The organism is Streptomyces sp. NPDC091272, assembly GCF_044757485.1.
Taxonomy (GTDB): Bacteria; Actinomycetota; Actinomycetes; order Streptomycetales; family Streptomycetaceae; genus Streptomyces.
Genome location: NZ_JBIVVC010000010.1, coordinates 177,389 through 194,049, shown reverse-complemented (window position 1 = coordinate 194,049; position 16,661 = coordinate 177,389). Strand labels below are relative to the sequence as shown.

Annotated in this window: 18 protein-coding genes and 1 pseudogene; 9 read left to right on the top strand and 10 right to left on the bottom strand. The window is 70.0% G+C overall.

Features of this window, described 5'->3' with window-relative positions; translation table 11 throughout:
• Positions 1-8 precede the first annotated feature (8 nt).
• On the top strand, positions 9-965 hold the full coding sequence (locus ACIQM4_RS26010) for an aldo/keto reductase (protein WP_401596077.1): 957 nt from the start codon (positions 9-11) through the stop codon (positions 963-965).
• 22 nt (positions 966-987) lie between these two features.
• Here ACIQM4_RS26010 and ACIQM4_RS26005 read toward each other — a convergent pair whose 3' ends face one another.
• Positions 988-1,440: an ATP-binding protein gene (locus ACIQM4_RS26005; RefSeq protein ID WP_401596074.1), complete on the bottom strand. Its 453-nt coding sequence runs from the start codon at positions 1,438-1,440 to the stop codon at positions 988-990.
• Here ACIQM4_RS26005 and ACIQM4_RS26000 point away from each other — a divergent pair.
• The 4 genes and pseudogenes from ACIQM4_RS26000 to ACIQM4_RS25985 all read left to right on the top strand — a co-directional run.
• Positions 1,335-1,973, top strand: a pseudogene (locus ACIQM4_RS26000) (DUF6518 family protein); the annotation flags it as partial. The gene ACIQM4_RS26005 and the pseudogene ACIQM4_RS26000 overlap by 106 nt on opposite strands.
• A gap of 25 nt (positions 1,974-1,998) precedes the next feature.
• Positions 1,999-2,130 carry a hypothetical protein gene (locus tag ACIQM4_RS25995; protein ID WP_401596281.1) on the top strand — a complete coding sequence of 44 codons (132 nt, stop codon included), beginning with the start codon at positions 1,999-2,001 and terminating at the stop codon, positions 2,128-2,130.
• Between the two features lie 47 nt (positions 2,131-2,177).
• Positions 2,178-2,816, top strand: a complete 639-nt coding sequence (locus ACIQM4_RS25990) for a peptidoglycan DD-metalloendopeptidase family protein (protein WP_401596267.1) — start codon at positions 2,178-2,180, stop codon at positions 2,814-2,816.
• A 58-nt stretch (positions 2,817-2,874) separates the two neighbouring features.
• Positions 2,875-3,225 (top strand): STAS domain-containing protein, encoded by a 351-nt coding sequence (locus tag ACIQM4_RS25985; RefSeq protein WP_401596072.1) that lies wholly within the window; start codon positions 2,875-2,877, stop codon positions 3,223-3,225.
• Positions 3,226-3,278: 53 nt separating this feature from the next.
• Here the strand turns inward: ACIQM4_RS25985 and ACIQM4_RS25980 are convergent, their stop codons facing one another.
• The gene (locus ACIQM4_RS25980) at positions 3,279-4,223 is read right to left on the bottom strand and encodes a LysR family transcriptional regulator (RefSeq protein ID WP_401596070.1); all 945 of its coding nucleotides are present in this window, start codon (positions 4,221-4,223) and stop codon (positions 3,279-3,281) included.
• A gap of 126 nt (positions 4,224-4,349) precedes the next feature.
• On the opposite strand from ACIQM4_RS25980, the gene ACIQM4_RS25975 reads away from it, so the two are divergent.
• Positions 4,350-5,162, top strand: a complete 813-nt coding sequence (locus ACIQM4_RS25975; RefSeq protein WP_401596068.1) for an inositol monophosphatase family protein — start codon at positions 4,350-4,352, stop codon at positions 5,160-5,162.
• A 52-nt stretch (positions 5,163-5,214) separates the two neighbouring features.
• Positions 5,215-5,886, top strand: coding sequence for an NADPH-dependent F420 reductase (locus ACIQM4_RS25970; RefSeq protein WP_401596066.1), 672 nt, complete (start codon positions 5,215-5,217; stop codon positions 5,884-5,886).
• A gap of 199 nt (positions 5,887-6,085) precedes the next feature.
• Here the strand turns inward: ACIQM4_RS25970 and ACIQM4_RS25965 are convergent, their stop codons facing one another.
• The 3 genes from ACIQM4_RS25965 to ACIQM4_RS25955 form a co-directional block, all read right to left on the bottom strand.
• The gene (locus tag ACIQM4_RS25965) at positions 6,086-6,769 is read right to left on the bottom strand and encodes a hypothetical protein (protein ID WP_401596064.1); all 684 of its coding nucleotides are present in this window, start codon (positions 6,767-6,769) and stop codon (positions 6,086-6,088) included.
• A 26-nt stretch (positions 6,770-6,795) separates the two neighbouring features.
• Positions 6,796-8,067, bottom strand: coding sequence for an FG-GAP and VCBS repeat-containing protein (locus tag ACIQM4_RS25960; RefSeq protein ID WP_401596062.1), 1,272 nt, complete (start codon positions 8,065-8,067; stop codon positions 6,796-6,798).
• Positions 8,068-8,502: 435 nt separating this feature from the next.
• Positions 8,503-9,879: an META domain-containing protein gene (locus ACIQM4_RS25955; protein ID WP_401596060.1), complete on the bottom strand. Its 1,377-nt coding sequence runs from the start codon at positions 9,877-9,879 to the stop codon at positions 8,503-8,505.
• An 88-nt stretch (positions 9,880-9,967) separates the two neighbouring features.
• On the opposite strand from ACIQM4_RS25955, the gene ACIQM4_RS25950 reads away from it, so the two are divergent.
• A complete protein-coding gene (locus ACIQM4_RS25950; RefSeq protein ID WP_401596058.1) occupies positions 9,968-10,507 on the top strand; it encodes a hypothetical protein in 540 nt (179 codons plus the stop codon).
• Between the two features lie 157 nt (positions 10,508-10,664).
• Here ACIQM4_RS25950 and ACIQM4_RS25945 read toward each other — a convergent pair whose 3' ends face one another.
• The 3 genes from ACIQM4_RS25945 to ACIQM4_RS25935 form a co-directional block, all read right to left on the bottom strand.
• A complete protein-coding gene (locus ACIQM4_RS25945) occupies positions 10,665-11,108 on the bottom strand; it encodes an SRPBCC family protein (protein ID WP_401596055.1) in 444 nt (147 codons plus the stop codon).
• A 15-nt stretch (positions 11,109-11,123) separates the two neighbouring features.
• Complete coding sequence (locus tag ACIQM4_RS25940) at positions 11,124-12,248, bottom strand: Rieske 2Fe-2S domain-containing protein (RefSeq protein ID WP_401596052.1); 1,125 nt, start codon at positions 12,246-12,248, stop codon at positions 11,124-11,126.
• Positions 12,249-12,493: 245 nt separating this feature from the next.
• Complete coding sequence (locus ACIQM4_RS25935; RefSeq protein ID WP_401596049.1) at positions 12,494-14,143, bottom strand: carboxylesterase/lipase family protein; 1,650 nt, start codon at positions 14,141-14,143, stop codon at positions 12,494-12,496.
• Between ACIQM4_RS25935 and ACIQM4_RS25930 the strand changes: the two genes are divergently transcribed.
• Positions 14,142-14,621: a TetR family transcriptional regulator gene (locus ACIQM4_RS25930; RefSeq protein ID WP_401596046.1), complete on the top strand. Its 480-nt coding sequence runs from the start codon at positions 14,142-14,144 to the stop codon at positions 14,619-14,621. The genes ACIQM4_RS25935 and ACIQM4_RS25930 overlap by 2 nt on opposite strands.
• 168 nt (positions 14,622-14,789) lie before the next feature.
• On the opposite strand, the gene ACIQM4_RS25925 is transcribed toward ACIQM4_RS25930, so the two are convergent.
• Positions 14,790-15,464 (bottom strand): response regulator, encoded by a 675-nt coding sequence (locus ACIQM4_RS25925; protein WP_401596044.1) that lies wholly within the window; start codon positions 15,462-15,464, stop codon positions 14,790-14,792.
• Positions 15,461-16,654 carry a sensor histidine kinase gene (locus ACIQM4_RS25920; RefSeq protein ID WP_401596041.1) on the bottom strand — a complete coding sequence of 398 codons (1,194 nt, stop codon included), beginning with the start codon at positions 16,652-16,654 and terminating at the stop codon, positions 15,461-15,463. The genes ACIQM4_RS25925 and ACIQM4_RS25920 overlap by 4 nt, the downstream gene beginning before the upstream one ends.
• Positions 16,655-16,661 lie beyond the last annotated feature (7 nt).

The following is a 16,661-nucleotide window of genomic DNA, read 5'->3' as shown; positions in this document are numbered from 1 at the left end:
GAATCACTGTGCCCCTGCACGACAGAAAGCGGATCGGTTCGCTACGGGTCGCACCGCTCGCCCTGGGCGGCAACGTCTTCGGCTGGACGGCCGACGAAGCACAATCCTTCGCCCTCCTCGACCGTTACTCGGAGGCCGGAGGGAACTTCATCGACACCGCCGACGTCTACTCCGCGTGGGAAACCGGCCACACCGGGGGAGAGTCCGAGACGATCATCGGCAACTGGATGGAGTCGCGCGGCAATCGCCAGGACATGGTCGTCGCCACGAAGGTGGGCGCCCATCCGGAACTCAAGGGACTCGCCGGCGCCACCATCACCCGGGCCGTGGAAGCCTCCCTCAAGCGGCTGCGCACCGACCACCTGGATCTGTACTACACGCACACGGACGACGAGACCGTTCCGGTGGAGGAATTCCTGACCGCGCTGGACGGGATGGTGAGCGCGGGGAAGGTCCGCGAGATCGGCGCCTCCAACACCTCCGCCGACCGGCTGCAGGAGGCCCTCGCCTTCTCCCGGCGTGAAGGGCTGGCCCGCTACTGCGCCGTCCAGCCGCACTACAACCTCGTCGTCCGTGATCGGTACGAGGGCGCTCTGGCCGCCGTGGTACGGGAGCACGGACTCGCCGCTGTGCCGTACTTCGCCCTGGCCAAGGGGTTCCTGACCGGCAAGTACCGGCCCGGTGGGGTGGTGAACAGCGTGCGAAGCGGGCAAGCCACCCGGTACCTCGGCACTCCCCAGGGACAGAGGGTGCTCACCACCCTGGATGCCGTCGCCGCCGCCCACGACGTGGGCCAGGCCGCGATCGCGCTCGCCTGGCTCGCCACCCGTCCCACTGTGGTCGCACCGCTCGCCAGCGCACGCACCACCGAGCAACTCTCCACACTGACGGAGTTCACCAGGGTCAACCTGACCGAGACGGAACTCAACGTGCTCACGGCAGCCGCCGAAGCGGGTGGCACCTAGCCTTGCGCGGCTACCCCCGTGGTCAGCTGGCCATGGCTGCGGGCGGCGCGGCGAGCGCGATGCTGGCGCTGATGCGCTTACCGCCGTTGTCGGGCTTGATGGTGAGTGCCTTGCTGAGAGCGCGGACGATTTCGAGTCCGTGACCGCCCACGCGCGCCGGGTCCGTGGCGAGCGGGGTGGGCAGGTGGCTGTGGTGGTCCCACACGCTGACCTCGATGGTGTCGTCCCGGATCTCCAGATCGAGACGGCACTGTCCGGGGGCGTGGGTGTAGGCGTTGGTGATCAGCTCGCTGACCACCAGACGGACGACGGGTTCGGTCTCCTCGTAGAGGGCCACGCCGTGCTCCTGCTGGGCCTCGTGCAGGAAGCATGCGGCGGCCTCCCGGGCAGCGCCGATGGGCTCGTCACCAGTGCGGTGCAGCACTGCCGTCATCGTGCGGCCCGTCGGGTTGGGAAGTTCCTTGTCGTCCGGCACAGACCACCGCCCCATCTCGAAAATTCGTCCGAAGTATCACTCTTGTAGTACTTTGCCCCGGAGTAGGAGTTGTACTCCCACCCTTTCGCGGCGTCGCGCCGTCGTGCCGATCCGGCCCCGCCGGGGCCCCGCCGACGCACCATCTCCGGATGCCGCATCCGGACTTCGCTCTCCTTTTCTGCTTCTTCGGAGCTGACCCCCTGACGGATTGGTCAGGGGGCGGCTCTGTACGGGCCACCGGAACGCAGGACACCGAGCAGTCGGGCCTGGGCAGCATCGCCGCCGACGCGGCCTCGGACGGCGCCCCTCGCGCAGGCACGCTCGTCGGCCCCTCGCCGACAGGCTCGCGTCCGGTCCTGGCGATCCTGCTGGGTGCGGCGGTGCTTGGTTTCCCCGGTGGCGGGCTGACGTCCGTGGGTCAGAGCGTCCTGAGCGGTGGCTGGCACAGCCTGGTGAATTCCGGGGCCCCACGGGTGATGGTGGCGTTTCTCGCGGGCCTGCCGGCCCGGCCCCGCCGGGGGATCGCCGCGGTGGCCGGGGCGCTGGAGCTACATCGCCGTGGGCGTGCTGCTGACCCTGCTCCTGGCCCGCTCCTTCGCGGACCGCTGCCGCGCCGTGCTGTTCCTGGCCGTCGGCACGGGCGCCGTACGGGTGGCGACCGAACTCGTGGAGATCGCCCTGCGGCCCTGAGGCACCGAGAAAATGCGGGACCTGTCCGACGCGGTTACAACGGATTCATGAGCAGTGGCACCTGGAACATGCCCGTCGGCAGGGGGCGTATCAGCGCCGAGTACCGGCAGCCCGGTGGTTGGGCCGCCGGATTCCACACCGGTGTCGACTTCGCGGTGCCGTCGGGTACGCCGGTCGACTGTGTGGGACCCGGGACGGTGGTCACGGCGGGCGACCAGGGCGCCTACGGCAATGCGGTGATCGTACGGATGGACGACGGCCGGTTCACGCTGTACGCGCATCTGAGCTCGCTCGCGGTGAAGCCCGGGCAGGCGGTGTCCGCAGGGGAGCGTCTCGGACTGTCCGGCGTGACTGGGAACGTCACCGGGCCCCACCTCCACTTCGAGGCCCGCACCCGGAACGAGTACAACGGCCATACGGACCCCCTGGCCTATCTCGCCTCGCACGGAGTCGCGAAGGCCGGGGCCAAGAAGCCCGCGGCCGCCCGGAAGAAGGCGTCGTCGCCGGCTGCCACCGCCAGCTCCGCGGCCTCGTTCCACACGGTCCGTCCGGGAGACACGCTGTCCGCCATCGCGCAGTCGAAGCTGGGCAACGCCGACCGCCACGGTGAGATCGCCAAGCTCAACAAAATCGAGAACCCGAACCTGATCGCGGTGGGCCAGAAGCTCAAGCTGCCCGCCAAGTAGCCGGAGGGGGGCAGCCCTCCCCGCGACCCCCTTCGCACGCCTGTGCGACCATCGGCAGATGTTTTCCGACGACAGGTCAGACGCCCGCTGCCACATCGACGACGTGGCAGCGACAGTCGTGCTCACCGGGGACTTCGACCTGGACAACTCCCACGAGGCGTCCCGTGCGTTCGACGAGGCGTCCCGTACCGGGCTGGCGGTGATCGCGGACCTCGGGGGCGTTGGCTTCGCCGACTCCGCCCTCCTGAACCTTCTCCTGCGCCTCCACCACAGCCACCGGCTGTTCATCGCAGGCCCTCTCTCCGCCCAGTTGGAACGGCTCCTGACGGTGACCGGAGTCGCCCCCTTCCTGAACCTGCTGCCCGACCTGCCGGCCGCACGCACCGCGGCCGTCGCGACCCGCCCCTGACCGACCGGGGCTCCAACGGCCACGGCGTCAGCTCTTGAGGCCCCGGGCCGCCGTCACTGCCCGGACCGGCCGGCGAGGGGCTGTGGGGAGGTGGTCGGCGGGGTGAACAGTGCCTGGACGGTCTCCGCGGCCGTTTCGCGCAGCCAGGTGTGGGCGCGGTCCTCGTCGTGGCGCCGGTGCCACAGCAGGTACAGCGGGACATCGGGCAACGACAGGGGCAACGGCAGGGTGACCAAACCGAGTTGCTCGCGTGCTGTGCGGGTCACCGCTTCGGGAAGGGTGACCACCAGGTCGGTGCCGAGGGCGAGTTGCAGGGCAAAGGCCGCGGCGGGTCCGGCGGCGACGACGCGCCGTTCGAGGCCGAGCGCGGTCAGGGCGTTGTCGATCGGGTCGCGCAGGCTTCCGCGCCGCGAGACGGTGAGGTGTTCGGCCGCCGCGTAACTCTCCGGGCCCATCGGGGTGTCGGCGAGGGGGTGCCCCGGGCGTACGGCGACGACCAGCCGGTCCCTGCCGACGAGTCGGTGGCGGATGTCGGGGAGAGTCGGCCGCCCGGAGCTCGATTCGAGGTCGATCTCACCCCGGCGCAGCTCGGCGTCGTCCGACCCGGGTTCGGCGGACAGGCGCAGCCGCACACCGGGAGCCTGCCGGTGGACTGCCGTGGCCAGGGCGGTGCCGCACGCCGTGGTCAGGGCGTCGTGCCAGCGCACGGTGAACACCCGGTCCAGAGTCGACAGGTCCAAGTCCTGCTGCGCGGACAGGAGTTGGTGAGCCTGCTGGACGAGGACATGCACCTGGGCGCGCATGGCCAGCGCGCGGGTGGTGGGGATCATGCTGCGGCCGGTGCGGACCAGGATCTGGTCCCCGGTGGCCTTGCGCAGGCGGCCCAGGGTGCGGCTCATCGCCGGTGAGGTGACATGGAGCCGGGCTGCCGCGCCCGCGACGCTGCCCTCTTCCAGCAGGGCGTCCAGAGCCGTGAGCAAGTTCAAATCCAGTTGCATGACGGTAACTCTACAAGTGACAAGCATGCACTTGTTGTTAATGGTCGGGCGGCCTACCTTCGAAGTGCGGGACAGAACAACTTCCCCCGCCAAGAGCCCACTTCGAGTTACTCCAGGGAGCCCACCATGAGTACAGCCAGGCCCTTCGCCGCCGGCACGACGCTTCTGTCCGACGTGACGGCCGCGGTCAAGTCCGCCGGTGCCACGCTGCGGGACCGCTACACCCCGTACGCCCGGGGCGTGAGCCTCGACGAGATCGTGCACGAGATCCACGCCAACGACGGCGCGGTGCTGGACGTACTGCGCGAACCGCTGCTTGCCGCCCGGCCGGGGGCCCGGTGGGCGGAGGACGAACTGGCGGGCGGCGCGCTCCCGGCCGGTGAGTGGTGGATCGTCGACCCCGCCGAGGGCAACATCAACCACGTGCACGGCATGGACGACTGGGCCGTCACCGCCACCCTGGTCCGCGACAACCAGCCGGTACTCACCGTCGTCCACCTGCCGCTGACCGGCGACACCTACACCGCGGTAGCCGGCGGCGGCGCCCGCCTCAACGACCGCCCCCTGACGGTGTCCGCCAAGACCGGCCTGGACGCCGCGCTCATCGGCACCGGTCAAGCCAGGCCAAGGGAGGACGAGCGCACCTTCCGGCGGATCGGCGACTCCGTCACGGCCATGCTCATCAACGGCCTGGTCGTGCGGGTGTCCGTGCCCGCCACGATGCAGCTCATCCACGTCGCCGCCGGACGCATGGACGCGTTCTGGCAGTTCTCCGACGTCCGCTCCGGCCTGGTCGCCGGCGCCCTGCTGGTCTCCGAGGCCGGAGGCACCGTCACCGACCTGGCCGGCGACCCCTGGACCACCGCCTCCCGCGACTTCCTGGCCGCCGCCCCCGGCATCCACGCCGCAACCCTCAAGGTCCTGGCGACGATCGCCTGAGCGGACGTAACCGCCCACCCCTCCCACCCGACACCGCAAGGAGCATCACCGCATGACCCACATCGGCATCCTGGGAGCCGGCCGCGTCGGCGCCAACCTCGCCCGTAAGCTCTCCGCAGCCGGACACCACGTCACCCTCGGCGTTCGCGAAACCGAGCGTGGTCCCGGTCGCAGTCCTGAGGATCCCGCTGCCGGCACCTCGGCGCCCGCCGTTCCGCGGGTCCCCCTCGCCGACCAGCGCACCACCGCCCGTACCGCTGACATCGTGATCAACGCGACTCCCGGCGACAGTTCCCTGGACCGCCTCACCGGCCTGCGCACCGAACTCGCCGGCAAGATCCTCGTCGACGTCTCCAACGCCACCCGTGACGACGACGACGGCCTGCCCGGCGAGCTGTGCTATCCCGGCAGCAGCCTCGCCGAGAAGCTCCAGGCCACGCTCCCCGACACCCAGGTGGTCAAGACCCTCAACACCATGCTCTTCATGGTCATGACCGCGCCGGACTCCCTCGTCACCCCACCGACCGCCTACCTCTCAGGCGACGACGAACACGCGAAGAAGACCGTCACCGGCCTGCTCGGCGACCTCGGCTGGCAGCCCGAACGGATCGAGGACCTCGGCGGCATCACCACGGCCCGCGCCACCGAGGCCATGATCCTTGTCGTGCCCCACATCCTGCGCAGGCACGGCTTCGAACCGTTCGCCGTCTCACTCGCCCGCTGACTCCCGGCAAGACCGCCCGTGGCCCCGGAACCGGGCAGACGGCTCGTACGAGGCAGTCGGTGGGAGGTAGTGCGCGCCGTCGACAGTGAGGACGGCATCTCCTCCTGGGCGGGGCTCGCTGCCGCGGCAACCACCTCCCCCAGGAATGCCCGCAGCGCTGACCCGGGCGACCGACTCAGGTGCGCGGCGCGACACCGACCTAGTTCGTCGCGGTGACCTGCTCGTCAGGCGCCGTCACCGTCGCAGCCTTGTTGTCCTGGAGCTGCTGGAGGCGCTTCAGCGTCGCGGCCATCGTGGCCTGCGCACCCGAGGGGTCATCTCCCGTGCCGCCCTCGATCCGCACGCGGATGTTCGCCCGGCCCGAGCGGACGTACCCGTACACGGTGTCCTCGCTGGCACCCGGGTTGACGACGAGGGAACTCTCGTCACCCACCGACGGCTTCGGTGCCTGCTCCTTGTCGGTCTCGGTGCCCTTCCACCCCGTGTAGGCGGTGTGCGCGTGCTCCGCCGAGTCGAAGAGGCAGATGGCCACGTGGGCCATGTTGTTCGTGGAGCCGTTGTACTCGTACGAGGAGTCACCGCCGCGCACCCAGCCCGGCGGAGTGGAGTCGTTGTCGGAGCCGTTGCAGTACGGACCGTCGGTCACGTCCTTGTCGCCGTGCAACGACCAGCCGGGCAGCATCTCGCCGTCACCGGGCAGGGCCTGCGTGAGCTGCGCCTGGGTGAGCGTCTTGGTGATCGGCTTCGGGGCGGGCGCCGCGCCAGGCTTGTTGCCGTCCTTCGTGCCGGACGCGGGGTCGGGCACGTCGCTGCCCGACGAGCAGGCAGCGAGTGCTGTGATTCCGACGAGGGCCGTGACGAGGGCAAGCCGTACGCGTGACATGAGCACACCCTATCTGCTGATGATCATCAACCGCTTTGACCCTTGCTGGGGGTGATCGGGAAGGATTTCTCGCCGCGACCCGTGCCGTCGGTGATCCACCACCTGTCCTCGCCGAGAAGGGTCAGTTCCGCGCGGCCGTCGCCGTCCCAGTCGTGGACGGCGAAGAGCGTGCCGCTGCCGGGGCCGCCAGAGCCGTCGGGGCCGCCAGAGCCGTCGCGGCCGCCAGAGCCGTCGGGGCCGCCCTGGCCACCGACGCCGCCGACACCCGGCACGAACGGTTTGGTGGAGCGCCAGGGTTTCGATCCGAGGCCGTGCTCGGACCCGCCCCGCAACACCTCGATCCGGGCGTCTCCCGCCTCCTTCTTCCTGGTGAGCTGTACGGCCAGGTCGTCACAGCCGTCGCCGTTCAGGTCCCCGACGGCGAGCCTCGCGCCGAAGCCCTCCTTGAAGTCACCGCCGTCCATGGTGACCCACACCCCCGGCTCCTTCCCGTAGCGGACGCTGACCTGGCCGCGCCGGTGCGGTGTGTCGACCTCGTCGTAACTGTCGACGAAGCTCCGACCCATGGCGATGTCCTGGCGCCCGTCGCCGTCGAAGTCGCCGAAGACGACGTTCTCGCCCTCCGGCAACCGCTCGGGCTCCGTGCTCAGGCCACCGGCGGTACGGGCGCCGCCGGTGAACAGCAGGGGCGGATCCCACGGAGAGCCGTAGAGCGAGAGATCGGTGGAGCGGTCGTCGTTCGCGTCCCCCGCGACCAGCGTGGGTGATGCGCCCTTGTGGACCGGGCTGGGGATCTCCACGGTCCTGGCCGGGGCACCGGAGCGCCTGAACGGCCCCTTGAGCACGACCAGTTCCGCAGCCTCGTTCGAGCCCCTGAACACCGCGAGGTCGCTGTGCCCGTCCCCGTCGAAGTCGCCGGCGACCGGCGCGGTGCTGTAGCCGCTGCCCGGCAGTGGCACACGCCCGTGCGCCCCGCCGATCCGCGGGCCGTCGGCGCCTCCCCACAGGATCTGGGCTGCGCCGCTCACGACGAGGTCGGGGTGACCGTCCTCGTCCAGATCGGCGACCGTGGGCTGCGCCGGGTCGTCGCCCCTCTGGACGTCGTGCGGCACACCGAGTTGGTCGTGGGCGAAGACGGTCGTGCGGCTTGGGTTAGGTCCCTGCTGGGAGCCGGGCACGACGAACAGGTCGAAGTTCTCCGTCGCGGAGATCTCGTGCACCAGATCGGCGAAGCCGTCACCGTCGAGGTCGAGGTCCCGGCCCGTGTCGGGGGTAGGACGCCGCGGGAGCGGACCCACGCACCGAATCGACCGCCCGACAGGCACTGTTGGGCACCGCCCGCGCGTCACCGGACGGCCGAAGAACGAGGAACGCCACCGCTGCCACCACTACGAGGAAGGCCACCACGGCGTACCACGTACGCAAGTGGCGGAACGGGCCGCCTGCTGTCGGAAAGTGCATCAGCCCACTTCACGGGCGTGGACGCGGCCCGCACAAGGAAATGGATCATTTCGTTACGGGGGTGATGCACGACGATCCTGCGCGTTTCCCGGCCCACGGGTACGTACGGCGGTGAGGGCCGGGGCCGCCTCCGGCCGATGTACGTTCACCGGGAACACGGGATCCCGCCCGCCGGGAACACGGGATCTCGCTCGCCGGGACCCCAGGACCCCGGGACCCCAGGACCCCGGGACCCCAGGACCCCGGGACCCCGGGACCCCAGGGTCGCGGGATCACTGCGCGGCCAGAGTGAAACCTGGCCTGCCGCTGAGGGGTTCGGCCTGCCACCCCGTGCCCGAGGCGTCGCGCCCGTAACGGAACCCGGAAGCGAAACGGGTGAGGAACTCGTGGCCGGCCGTCCGGTCGGGCTCGGAGCATCCGGCGGCGTTCACCGTCACCTCGGCCACGTCGTGGACGGCGACCCGGTCCGCCGTGATGCTCGCCTGTGCGGTGAACACCTCGCAGCCGGTGTGGCCGATCACGAAACCTCGTTCGTCGATGCGCAGATACGCGCCCGCCCCGGGGCGGATGCGCGCACCTCCGGACCCCGGCGCGGGGACGAGCGTGTCCACCGCCCAACGGGGACCGGTCAGCTCGTGGTCGTCCTGCCACCTGTCGGCGGGTGAAGTGCCGGTGGCCGCATCCTCGTTGGTCTGCGGCGGCCCGGGAGTGTAGGCGAAGAACATCTTCCGGTCCGACTCCCGCCGCATGAGGATCTGGTGGAATTCGTGTTCGTACGAAAAGACCTCATCGAACCTCCGCAGGAAGGCCGTCTCGTACGTCTGCCCCTCGGCCCCGCAGCGGCGCTGCCCCTGCGTGCGCGGTTCCGAGAACGTCAGGCGACGGCCGGCGGGGTCGATCTCCGCGCGGGCGGTGAAATCCCGGCAACCGGTGTGCCCGCGTACCGCACCGCTCTCCTCGATCCAGAAGTACGGCGCCGTGTCCTCGCCCACCGGCCAATTGGGCTTGTCCGGGTACCACTTGGTACCGGTGAGCGGGCCGAGCTCGTCCGGGGTGAGCGGTGCGACCTCGGCGTTGATGTACGTCGCGGCCAGGGCCCCCGGGGTGTTGATCGACAGCAAGCTCTTGTACGGCTCCTGGTAGTACGTCAGTCCGGGCGTCTTGAGCGTGTCCAGGAGCACCCCTTCGAGACTGGCGCTGAGCTCCGTGCGGCACTTCGAACTCCCCTCGACGGTCACGTCGTGGAAGGCGATCGGATTCGGGGACTCGTCCTCGCGGTGTGCCTTCTGTTCCGGTGTGAGGCCTGGGAAGGACACCCGGGCGGTGAAGTCGTTGCAGCCGGTGTACCCGTGTACGGAGGAGTCGTTGGAGATGACCATGCGGGCACCGTTCTCGAACCCGGCTTTGCCGTCACCGCTGCCGTCGTGCGTATCTCTGAACTTCCAGGTCACGCCGACCAGGGGGAGTGGCGTACCCGGCCGGAGGTCCGCCGCGCGGAACGGGGTGGAGGTGGGCCCGGGGTCACGGTTCTTGTTCTCGCCGCCGCCGGCGCCGACGCATCCGGCGGTGAGGAGCATGAGCGCGGCGGCCGTGACGAACGCCTCTTGCCCGCCCCGGCCCGTGCGTGACCCGCTGAATATGTGAAGCATGTCCGAACAAGTATGCAACATACTGCTGTTGAGGCGCCCTACGGCACGGTCGAGCCAGGCCCGCCCGACGAAGCGGAGCCCGGCTGGTATGCGAACGACCCCACCTGGAGAGACCGTGCACGCGCACTTCAAGAACTGGGTCCGCCTGCTCGACCGGTCCCTCGGCCTGGATCTCGAAGCCGAACTGGAGAAGGAGGAGGTCCGCGGGTTCCTGCGGTCGGCCTTCGAGAGCAACGGTGCGATGCCGCCCCCGTACTTCGTTCCCCTGCTCATGGAGCGCCGGCGCGCCCTCGCCCAGCACACGGTCGACACCTTGGCGGCCACGGTCCGCCGGCAGACGGGGCGACAGATCCCCGTCCCGGTCCCCGTGCGCGTCAACGCGCCGACGCCGTACGAACCGACCGGCGAGGTCCGCGTGGGCGACGAGCCCGTGCACGGGGTCGACGCCCCCGCGATCGTCGTCGAGGCCGCGGAGGGTTTTCAGTGCCTGCTGGCCGACCGGGACCGACTGATCTGGCCGCTGTGCCCGGACCACGGATCGGGCCTGCACCCCTCCCGTACCGGCCCGGCCGCGGTGTGGTTCTGCCCCGCGGCAGATCACGCGGTGGGCCCCGTCCTCACCGTGTGACCGCCCGCCCGCGTCGCGCGACGTGACCGGGTAGGTCGACGGCGTGCGAACGGTGCCCAGCCGCGGCAAGGCCCGCCGGGCAAGGCCCGCCGGGCAAGGCCCGCCGGGCAAGGCCCGCCGGGCAGAGCATGAGGGCGCGTTGGGCCCGTGGAGCCTGCTACCGCGCTTCTTCCGTCCATTTCGCGAGCCTGGCCAGCGTCTGTTCCATGTTCCGGAGATTTCTTCGGGGTACGCGGGCGGCCGCGAACAGGTTGGGGGTCAGGGTGGTGGAGTAGTCGAACGTCTCGGTGACGAGGCAGCTTTCCTGGCCACGAGGGTCGAGGGTCCACCGCCAGGTGTGCCCGGCATAGTGCTTCCAGGCGATCGCGCGGTTCTCCTCGAAGAGGACCACCTCGTTGGTGATCCAATAGGGAATCACCATGTGGACACGCATGCGGAAGACCGCTCCGTGGGACAGCCGTTCCGGATTCCCGGGGTGCGCGTCCCTCACCGACCCGTCGCCGCTCAGACGAGCGTGATTCCTCGGGTCGGCGAGTACGTCGAAGATCCGGGATGCGGGGGCTTGTACGAGTTTCTGGGCGTGCACCTTGCGTTCCGGCATGCCAGGTCCTCCCGGTCAGATTTCTGGAGCACCCGACGGGGCTGCCCCGTACCTAAGGCTGCGCATCAGGGAGTTCTCCGGGTAGAGATGAGCCTTCTCGCTCTGGTACCGGGCGAACATTCCTCGCATGGCCATCACCGTCGGCTCGAACCTCGTCTCCTTCAGTTCGTCGTCCTCCAGATGAACGGCCTCCGCCAGGAGCAGTCCGTCTTCGACGCCGAGGTGTTGTTCTGCGAAATCTGCGACCGTTTTCCTGAGGAACTTCCGTCGACCGATCCCTCGCTTTGCGGCCTGCACGGCGGCTCCCCAGAAATAGACCAGCTCCCCGTTTCCTGTGGGGTTGATGGAGGTCCACCCCGTGACCTTGACCCCCAGTGCCCCCAGCGAGATATGGCTGACCTGGCACACGGGGGTGGCCAGGTCGGCCACCACCTCCAGGTGGAAGGGGTCCGTCCGGCCGAGTGGCTTGCGTGCCTTGCGCAGCGCCAGGGACGTCGCGGACATCAGCCCCATCTTCCAGTCGTACGAGACAGGCCGCTGCTTCTCGGCCCGGAAGACCATGTCGACGGCCCCGGTGACCGGGAAAATGCTTCGCGGGGTGATGCGGATGTTCATCGACTCAAGCTCTGCCGCCTGCTCCGGCTTACCCCAGTAGGCGGTCTCCGCGTGCGTCCAGAGGCAGTGCGGGATGTCGAGAAAATGGTCCATCCAGACCCGGACGTCACCTTTCACCTTGAATTGTCCGCAGGCGTAGAAGTCACCTCTCTCCAGGTGGCGCTGATCGACGGGGAAGGGTGCGTCCGGGTCGTTCTCGACGGAAATCCAGACGAGTCCGAGGGCTTCTCGTGTGTAGTAACGGCGGACGGCGCAACGGGCTTTGAACTCCTCACTCGCTTCGAACTCCCTGGGTATGTCGACACAACGGCCCAGTCCGTCGAACCGGAAATGGTGGAAGTCGCACCGCAGGGTGTCGCCCTTCACGGTTCCACGCGACAACGGAATGCCACGATGGCTGCACTTGTCCTCCAGTGCGCGGACCCGCCCCTTGGCATCACGGAAAACAGCCACGGGCGATCCCCAGTAGAATACGCGCTCGGGAGTTTTTCCGAGATCTTTCGACGTCAGAACAGGAACCCACACGGTACGACTCCTCAACTCGGCCTGCAGGACCGAAGTCCGAATTTCTGCGCCCTTCCTTCTGCATGCGCCGACACTGCGAGGCAAGTGTTCCCGTTCACAGAGGGTGTGCAGCGATCGTTGGCGGGGCGTGCGGAATCACGGGGAGTTTCTTTCGCGCGCTGTCCGTACATGCGTGAGCGGTGACGTCAAGGCGTGGCCCGGCTGACGGCGGTTGCCTCCCGTGCGCGGAACCGGTCCGCCGGCGGCTAGCCGCGCGAGGTGGCGAGAGCCTTCCAGAAGGTGTGGTGGTGGTCCGCCGCGAAGTCGGTGGCCCCGATGCGATTCGACGCCAGCCACTGCACGCGCGGGGTGCGGGGTGTGAAGGACTTCCAGGTGGGCAGGCCGGGCCCGTTCGGCGTCCCGGTGGCGGCGAAGCGGCTCCAGTAGGCGGTCACCTTGTCGGACAGTGCGGTCTGCCTGGCGTCGAGCGACTCGTAGATGTCGTTCTCGAAGAGGTAGGCCAGGTCGACCATGTGGCCGGTGCCGAGCGAGAAGCTCTTCGGCCTCGGCGCGTTCCTGAAGTACGGAGACCTGGTCTCCGCGAAGTCGTATGCGTGCACCGAGGTGTGGCGGGCCAGCGCCCGTTGTGTGTCGAGCGCCGCGGTCGACCACTCCGAGTCGGTCAGCACCGCCGAGAGTGCCGCGCCCGGTGCGGGGTATGCCGAGGCCGGGTACTCGGCGAGGACGGCCGGTGCCTTCTCCTTGAACCTCTTGGTGACCTCGGCGGCGTACCTGTCGGCGGTCAGCGGGTTACCCGTTGTGGCTTCGACGAGCCCGGCCGGCCCGCTCATCTCGTCGTGGGTGGAGCCGTGCAGCACCGGCACCCGGGCGAACCGCCCGGCGGTGACGGCCTGCGCCGGGGCCTCGGGGAGTACCTTGCCGTCCACCATCGGGCGGTACCCGTTGTGCTCGGACGCGGCGTCGGGGTCGGAGCCGGGGGCGGGGCCGGGTGCGGCGCCGCTCGCCTGGACGAGGCCGGCGGTGGAGGTACGCCGCAGGCAGGGGTCGACCGTACGGGGGTCCTTGCAGCCCGCGGCCTCGATGACGGCGCGCCCCTTCGCCTCGGCCTGGGTGCGGGTGAACGAGCCGTCCGGGCCGACGCAGCCCGCACTCTGCACGATCGCCTTGTGGAAGAGCCCCCGGGCACCGGGGGACACGAGCTGGGCGCAGACGCTGTATCCGCCGCCGGACTGCCCCATGAGTGTGACGTTGCGAGGGTTGCCCCCGAAGGCGGCGGCGTTGCGCCTGACCCACTTCAGCGCGGCCTGCTGGTCGAGGAGGCCGAGGTTGGCAGGTGCGCGCAGGCCGGGCGCGGAGAGGAAGCCGAACGCCCCGAGCCGGTAGTTGACCGTCACGACCACCGCGCCCTGCCGCGCGGCGGCGAGTCCGGCAGCCTTGTAGCTTGCTCCGTCGCCGTACGTGAAGCTGCCGCCGTGTATCCAGACGACGACCGGCAGCTGTCCTGCCGTCCGCACGGCCGGAGTCGTGACATTCAGATGGAGGCAGGCCTCGCTACCGCCGCCGGGGATCGAGACGGGTGGGCTGTCCGGCTGCGCGCAGGCGCTCCCCGGGGTCCGGGCGTCCAACGTCTTCGCCCAGGGCTGCGCCGGCTGCGGTCCCTTCCACCTCCGCGAACCGGTGGGCGGGGCGGCGTACGGAATGCCCTGGAAGGTACGCACCGCACCTGCGGCCTTGCCCCGCACGACGCCCTCGGCGGTTGCCACCTGGAGGGGAGCGGCGGAGCTGCCGGAGTCCGCCCGGGCCGTGCCGCCGATTGCGCTCACGGTGGCGGCGAGCGTCACCAGTGCGGCGGCCGAAGCAAGGGCGTTGACGCGGGACTTCTTGGTGCTGCTCATGCGGACTCCTGGGGTCGGCATGGCGGCCATCGGTTACCACTTCGGCTCGAAGGAAGCCCTGCTCAACGAGGCGCTGTTCGCGTCACTCGACGCGGGAGACCAGACCGCCGGCACGACTCCTCACGGCGACGCCGACCTCGGCGCGCTGTGGGGCAGGCTGATCGAGGCGTTCTCCGCCGACAAGACCCTCCGGATGGCCAACCTGGAGACGGTCCTGCGCGCGCAGCGCGACACTGACCTGCGCGAACAGATGGCCGCCGGGCTGCGACAGGGCCGCAGCGGCATGGCCCGGGAGGTCACCGGCACTCCCGAGTCCGATCTCTCCGAGGCGACGATCCGCACCCTCGGCTCGGTCCAACTCGCGCTGGTCGGCGGCCTGATGATGCAGCACCTCACGGACCCCGAGAACGCCCCCACCGCGGACGAGGTCCTTGAGGGCCTGCGGGCCCTGGCCGCCCACCTCCCCGGGAAGGCCTGAGCACCTGGCGCAAGAAGGTGAGCACCTACGAATTCGCGACCGGTCCGTCGTAGCGGAGACCGCCGTGGGGCCCCGCGATCTCCGAGCCGCCCCCCCCGATCAGCATCGGGACGCCGGAGCCAAGACCACGCCCCAGCAGCTCCACGGTGCCGACGACGCCGTGACCGATCAGGCGAGACCCGCGAAGATGGCGCGGCGTACGGCCTCGGCCCGGTCGCGGATTCCGGCCTTGGCGAAGAGGTTGTTGATGTGGGTCTTGACCGTGGCCTCGCTGATGAAGAGTCTCTCGGCGATCGCCCGGTTCGGCAGTCCCTGGCCGATCAACGTCAGCACTTCGCGCTCGCGGGGAGTGATGTCCGACGGCAGCGACTGCGAGGGCGCCGGCGACGTGGCCCGTGCGGTGGCGAGCAGCCGTTGCTGGACCTGGTGGTCGAGTACGGACTGGCCGGCGGCGGCGGCCCGGATGGCCCGGACGATGTCCTGACGGACCGCGTTCTTGGTCAGGTAGCCGCGGGCGCCTGCGCCGAGCGCGGCCAGGATCGATTCGTCGTCGGCGAAGGTGGTCAGTACCACCACGGCCACCTCCGGGTGTTGCTCGGTCAGGCGCCGGGTCGCCTCGATTCCGTCCATGTTCGGCATACGCAGGTCCATCAGTACGACGTCGACCGGGCGGTCGGTCGACGTCGCCACGGCGGCCAGCACCTGATGCCCGTCCGCCGCGGCGGCGACGACGTCGATGCCCGCGGAGAGTCCGAGCATCGCGGCCAGCGGTTCGCGGACCGCGGCCTGGTCGTCGGCGACGACCACGCGCAACGGCTCCTGTTTGTCGGTCGGTTCGTTCATCCTGGGATCACTGCCTCCACTTGCCAGCCGCCCCGGTCCGGTCCTTCGGTCACCGGCCCGGCGGTGATGGTGCCCTTCAGCAGGGCGACGCGTTCGCGCATTCCGATCAGCCCCATCCCGCTGCCGACATCATGCGGCACCGCGCGGGTGGCGGGACCGTTGCGGATCCTCAGCGTGGTCGATGTCTCCGCGTAGGACAGCTCCGCCGTGACCTGGCCGCCGGGAGCGTGTCTGGCCGCGTTCGTCAGTGCCTCCTGGGCGATCCGCAGCAGGTTCTGCGTGACGTGGGCCGGTGTCTGACGAACGGTGCCGGTGACGGTCAGGACGTCACGATGCCCGGAGGATTCGAGCATCGCGGTCAGGCTTTCCAGCAGCGGCAGGGCGTCCTCGCGCAGGGCGTGGACGGTCCACTGGGCCTGTTTGAGGCTCTCCTTGACCATGCTGTGCGCCTTGTGGTTGGCCTGGCGGACCTGGTCCAGGTCGCCGATGTCGAGGAGCGCGTCCGCCAGCTCCAGCTGCATGTTGATCCCGGCGAGGGAGTGTGCCAGGACGTCGTGCACGTCCCGGGCGATCCGGCTGCGTTCGGTGAGTACGATGGCCTGCGCCTCGGCGCGGGCGGCCCGTTCCGCGGACGCCGCCGCCGCGAGCGCCGACTCGATGGCGCGTCGGCGGTTGCGGCTGGCGATGCCGGCGAGCACGGGGGCGCCCGTGGTCAGGCCGAGGAGCCAGGGCAACTCGTGGTAACCCGGGCCCAGCCGGAAGTAAAGTACGCCGCCGCACAGCAGGCTGCAGAGCAGCGCGAGCAGGAGGGCGGGCCTGGTCTCCAACCGGTATCCGACATGGCCGGAGAGGAAGAAGGCGAAGAGATAGCCGGTCCCGCTGCTGCTGACGCCGACCAGGGCTGCCGCCGCGACGATCGCGAGCGTCAGCCAGACCACGGCGGCGCGCTTCGACACCTTTTCCGCGGGCAGGGCACGGGCCGCCAGTCCCACGCTGCAGAGCACGACGAGTGCGAGAACCGCCAGCCCACGGCCGCTGACGCCCAGCGGCCGGATGGTCAGGACCCCGACGACGATGACCCCGACCGTCGCGACCCGGTGCCCCCAGGAGTCACGCACGGGGAACGGCCGGGAGTCCCGCTCCGGATGTGGGGTCGGTCCGGGGCCTGATGCGTTGTCGGTTTCCGGCACGGCGTGA